Source organism: Microlunatus ginsengisoli (assembly GCF_039537205.1).
Classification (GTDB): Bacteria; Actinomycetota; Actinomycetes; order Propionibacteriales; family Propionibacteriaceae; genus Microlunatus; species Microlunatus ginsengisoli.
Map to the genome: position 1 here is coordinate 62,868 of NZ_BAABAB010000013.1, position 4,701 is coordinate 67,568.

Sequence of the window (4,701 nt, forward strand, 5' to 3'; positions counted from 1 at the left end):
ATCGACCTCGACTTCGGGCCGACCGCGGTCGAGGAGGAGCCCGAGGCCGAGGAGGAGTCCGAGGACGAGGTCGACGCCGCCGGCGAGGCGCTGGAGGCCTTCCGCAGCGAGCTCCGGTCCAAGGTCGGCGACTGGTACGTGGTGCACACCTACTCCGGGATGGAGAACCGGGTGCTGCACAACCTGGAGAACCGGGTGTCCTCGCTGAACATGGAGGACTTCATCTACGAGATCATCGTGCCGACCGAAGAGGTCGTCGAGATCCGCAACGGGCAGAAGAAGCAGGTCCGCCGGACCGTCCTGCCGGGCTACGTCCTGGTCCGGATGGATCTCACCGACGAGTCCTGGTCGACCGTGCGGCATACGCCCTCGGTGACCGGCTTCGTCGGCCACTCCAACCAGCCCGTGCCGCTCAGCCTGGACGAGGTGGAGAAGATGCTCGCCCCGGGCGTCATCGCGGCGGCGACCGCCGGCGTGCCGACCAGCAAGCGGAAGAAGAAGATCGAGGTGGCCGACTTCGCGGTCGGCGACTCGGTGATGGTCGTCGACGGCCCGTTCGCCGGCGTGCACGCCACCATCACCGAGATCAACGTGAACAGCCAGCGGCTCAAGGCGCTGGTCGAGATCCTCGGCCGGGAGACCCCGGTCGACCTGACCTTCCCGCAGATCCAGAAGGTCTAGATCCACCAGGTCTAGCCCAGCCCGTACGGCCGGCAGCGCTCCGCTCCGGCCCCGAGACCGCTCCGAGCACGAGCCCGCGAGCACGCAGAAGAACAGTAAGGACCGAGAAATGCCTCCCAAGAAAAAGGTCGCGGCGCTGGTGAAGGTCGCGCTGAACGCCGGCGCCGCCACCCCGGCGCCGCCCGTCGGTACGGCCCTGGGCCCGCACGGCGTCAACATCATGGAGTTCTGCAAGGCCTACAACGCGGCCACGGAAGCCATGCGCGGCAACGTCATCCCCGTCGAGATCACCATCTACGAGGATCGTTCGTTCACCTTCATCACCAAGACCCCGCCGGCCGCCGAGCTGATCAAGAAGGCCGCCGGGATCCAGAAGGGCTCAGGCGTCCCGCAGCGGGACAAGGTCGGCAAGCTGACCCGCGACCAGGTGCGCGAGATCGCCACCACCAAGCTGCCGGACCTGAACGCCAACGACGTCGACGCCGCGATGAAGATCGTCGAGGGCACCGCCCGCTCGATGGGCGTCACTGTCGCGGACTGACGACCGGACCGACCCGGACCTGGCGCCCGACGGCACCCACCCCGCCCGGGAAAGTGTGCAGCTGTTGCAGCGACACGCCGGTGCCGACTGCAGGACCCGCACAGTTTCCGCGGGAACCCACCACAACTGAACAGCCGACGAACCGAAACCTGGGAGGGCCGCGCGCGGCCCGACGGACCAGGAACTGGTGAAAGGAACCAGACAGAATGAAGCGCAGCAAGGCCTACAACGCCACCGCCTCGACCATCGACGCGGAGAAGCTCTACACCCCGCTGGAGGCCATCACCGCCGCCAAGGCGGGGGCCAAGGCGAAGTTCGACGAGACCGTCGAGGTCTCGACCCGGCTCGGGGTCGATCCGCGCAAGGCGGACCAGATGGTCCGCGGCACGGTGAACCTGCCGAACGGGACCGGCAAGACCGCCCGGGTGCTGGTCTTCGCGACCGGCGACCGGGCCGAGGCCGCCAAGGCGGCCGGGGCCGACGAGGTCGGCGCCGACGAGCTGATCGAGAAGGTCATGGGAGGCTATCTCGATTTCGACGCCGTCGTCGCCACGCCGGACCTGATGGGCAAGGTCGGCCGGCTGGGCCGGGTGCTCGGCCCGCGCGGCCTGATGCCGAACCCGAAGACCGGCACCGTCACGATGGACGTCGCCAAGGCGGTCACCGACATCAAGGGCGGCAAGATCGAGTTCCGGGTCGACCGGCACGCGAACCTGCACTTCATCATCGGCAAGGCGTCGTTCAGCCCCGAGCAGCTGTCGCAGAACTACTTCGCCGCGCTGGACGAGGTGCTCCGGCTCAAGCCGAGCGCGTCCAAGGGCCGCTACCTGAAGAAGATCACCCTGTCGACCACGATGGGCCCGGGCATCGCGGTGGACACCAACAAGACCAAGCCCGACGCCGAGTAGTCCGGGTTCGGATCGAGCGACCTCGACGACGCTGACCCGATCGTGCTGATCCTCAGCTGGATCGCGGCGGTGGTGGCCTGCCTCGGCTACGGCTCGGCATCGGTCCTGCAGTCCGTCGGTGCGCGCCGGGTGGCCACGGCCACCGGCGTCACCGGCATCGCCGCGATCCTGGTCCAGGTCCCGTACCTGATCGGGCTCGGCCTGGACGGGATCGCCTTCCTCGCGAACGTGGTGGCGCTGCGTGAGCTGCCGCTGTTCCTGGTCCAGACGGTCCTCTCGGCGAGCATCGGCGTGACCGCGGTGCTCGCCTTCCTCCGCGGCGCCCGATTCGGCTGGCGCGACTGGACCTCGCTCGGCGTGCTGGCCGCCGGCCTGGTGTGCCTGGGCGTCAGCGCGGCGCCGGAGGCCGCCACCAGCCTGTCCCTGCTCGCCGACTGGTTGGTGCTGGGCAGCGCCCTCATCCCGCTGGCCGTGCTCCTGGTCGGTCTCCGGCTGCCGGAGCGCCCGGCCGGGCTCACCCTGGCCGCAGCCGCCGGGCTCGGCTTCACCGGCGTCGCGGTGGCCTCCCGCGGGCTCAGCGTCGACGCGATCGGGCTCGGGCTGCTGGCCCAGCCCCTGCTGTGGGCGATAGCGGTGCACGGGGCGATCGCGATGGCCGCCTTCGCCTTGGCGCTGCAGCGCGGCTCGGTCACCGTGATCAACGCGATCACGTTCGTGATCGAGATGATCATCCCGTCGATCATCGGGCTCTGGCTGCTGGGCGACCACGTCCGCGAGGGCTATACCGCGGTCGCCGCGGTCGGTTTCGTGCTCGCCATCGCCGGTACGGTCTCGCTCAGCCGGTTCGCCGAGTAGCCGCCTGCACGCCGTCGCGGACGGCATGACACAGTCGAGCGGTGGCAGCACAGCTGGGTCCCGGGCGGGTCGGCCCGGTGCGGATGGGGACGGCTCGCGGCCGCTGGGTGCTGGCCGCGACCATCGGCGGATCGAGCATGGCCATGCTCGACTCGACGGTGGTCAACGTCGCGCTCGCCCGGATCGGGGAGGACCTGGACGCGGACTTCACCACGTTGCAGTGGATCACCAACGCCTACACCCTGACGCTGGCCTCGTTCATCCTCGTCGGCGGCGTCCTCGGCGACCGGTACGGCCGGCGCCGGGTGTTCGTCGTCGGCACGATCTGGTTCGGCCTCGCCTCCGCGATCTGCGCCCTGGCTCCCACCTCCGGCGTCCTGATCGCGGCCCGGGCGCTGCAGGGCGTCGGCGGCGCGCTGCTCGCGCCGGGCAGCCTCGCCATCATCTCGGCGACCTTCGAGCGGACCGACCGGGCCCGCGCGGTCGGCGCCTGGTCGGGGATCGGCGGGGTCGCCGCGGCCGTCGGGCCGTTCCTCGGCGGGTGGCTGGTCGGCCTGGACTGGCGGCTGGTCTTCCTGATCAACCTGCCGGTCGCCGCGGCGGTCGTGCTGATCGCGCTCCGGCACGTGCCGGAGACCGGGGCCGGGGCCGCCGGCGCGAACCGGCTGGATGTCGCGGGCGCGGCGTGTGTGGTCGGCGCACTGAGCGCGCTGACGTACGCCCTCACCACGGCCGGCGCGGCGGGCTGGACGGGGCCGGTGGTCACGGTCGGGCTGATCGGGATCGCCCTCGCCGTTGCGTTCGTGCTGGTCGAACGGCGGAGCCCGGCGCCGCTGGTGCCACTGTCGCTGTTCGCCGACCGGACCTTCGCCGCGGCCAATCTGGCGACGCTGTTCGTCTACGCGGCGCTGGCGGTGTACTTCTTCCTGCTCGTGCTGCAGCTCCAGCTGGTGGCGGGCTGGTCGCCGTTGCAGGCCGGCACGTCGATCCTGCCGGTGACCGTGCTGATGCTGCTGCTGTCGGCCAGGTCCGGTGCGCTGTCGGAGCGGACCGGTCCGCGGCCGCTGATGGCGATCGGTGCGCTGCTGGCCGCCGCGGGCTTCGCCTTGGGGACGCGGATCGGGGCGGGGGCGAGCTATCTCACCGACGTACTGCCGTCGGTGCTGCTGCTCGGCCTGGGCCTGTCCTGCGCGGTGGCACCGCTCACCGCAGCCGTGCTGGGAGCCGCGCCCGACCGGGTGGTCGGGGTGGCCTCGGGGGTCAACAACGCGGTCGCCCGATCGGCCGGGTTGCTCGCCATCGCGGTGATCCCAGGCCTGGTCGGGCTCGGTGGCGCGGGCGGGATGTCGCCGGCCGCGGTCCAGCAGGGATTCGCGGACGCGCTCTGGATCGGGGCCGGCCTGCTCGTCGTCGCGGCCGCCGTGTCGTGGTTCGGCGTGCCGGCCGGGACGGCTCCGCCGACGCGGCGGGCCGAGGTCACCGCCCACCGCGACCCATGCTGCCCGGTGTCGGCGCCGGCGCTCGCCACGAGCGACCCCGCCGCCGAGCCCGCCGCCTGACCCGCGCCTGATCCCGGCCCTCTCGTCGGTCGCCGATCCCTGCCGCTTCTCACCGCGACCGGCCGGGTGGAGCTCCGCGGAGCGCTGCGGCCCGGCGCGCCCCGTCCCCACTTCGCGCGTCGTGGTGCGACTTCGCTCGCCGTCGCCGGTGAGCGAG

Annotated in this window: 5 protein-coding genes; all 5 read left to right on the forward strand. The window is 71.6% G+C overall.

All coding sequences use genetic code 11. The features are described from left to right. A partial coding sequence (nusG, locus tag ABD747_RS09400) for a transcription termination/antitermination protein NusG (RefSeq protein ID WP_425562506.1) occupies nt 1-681 on the forward strand: 681 nt, incomplete at its 5' end. Between the two features lie 109 nt (nt 682-790). Beyond that, nucleotides 791-1,222: a 50S ribosomal protein L11 gene (gene rplK, locus ABD747_RS09405; RefSeq protein WP_344803731.1), complete on the forward strand. Its 432-nt coding sequence runs from the start codon at nt 791-793 to the stop codon at nt 1,220-1,222. Nucleotides 1,223-1,428: 206 nt separating this feature from the next. Continuing rightward, nucleotides 1,429-2,130: a 50S ribosomal protein L1 gene (rplA, locus tag ABD747_RS09410; protein ID WP_344803733.1), complete on the forward strand. Its 702-nt coding sequence runs from the start codon at nt 1,429-1,431 to the stop codon at nt 2,128-2,130. Nucleotides 2,131-2,172: 42 nt separating this feature from the next. Further along, nucleotides 2,173-2,985 (forward strand): hypothetical protein, encoded by an 813-nt coding sequence (locus ABD747_RS09415; protein ID WP_344803735.1) that lies wholly within the window; start codon nt 2,173-2,175, stop codon nt 2,983-2,985. A 41-nt stretch (nt 2,986-3,026) separates the two neighbouring features. After that, nucleotides 3,027-4,544 carry an MFS transporter gene (locus ABD747_RS09420; protein ID WP_344803738.1) on the forward strand — a complete coding sequence of 506 codons (1,518 nt, stop codon included), beginning with the start codon at nt 3,027-3,029 and terminating at the stop codon, nt 4,542-4,544. The last annotated feature ends 157 nt before the right edge of the window (nt 4,545-4,701 follow it).

Excerpts from the sequence above, each read along its gene's own strand:
- rplA (WP_344803733.1), top strand. The coding sequence starts at position 1,429 with ATGAAGCGCAGCAAGGCCTACAACGCCACCGCCTCGACCATCGACGCG.
- rplK (WP_344803731.1), top strand. The coding sequence starts at position 791 with ATGCCTCCCAAGAAAAAGGTCGCGGCGCTGGTGAAGGTCGCGCTGAAC.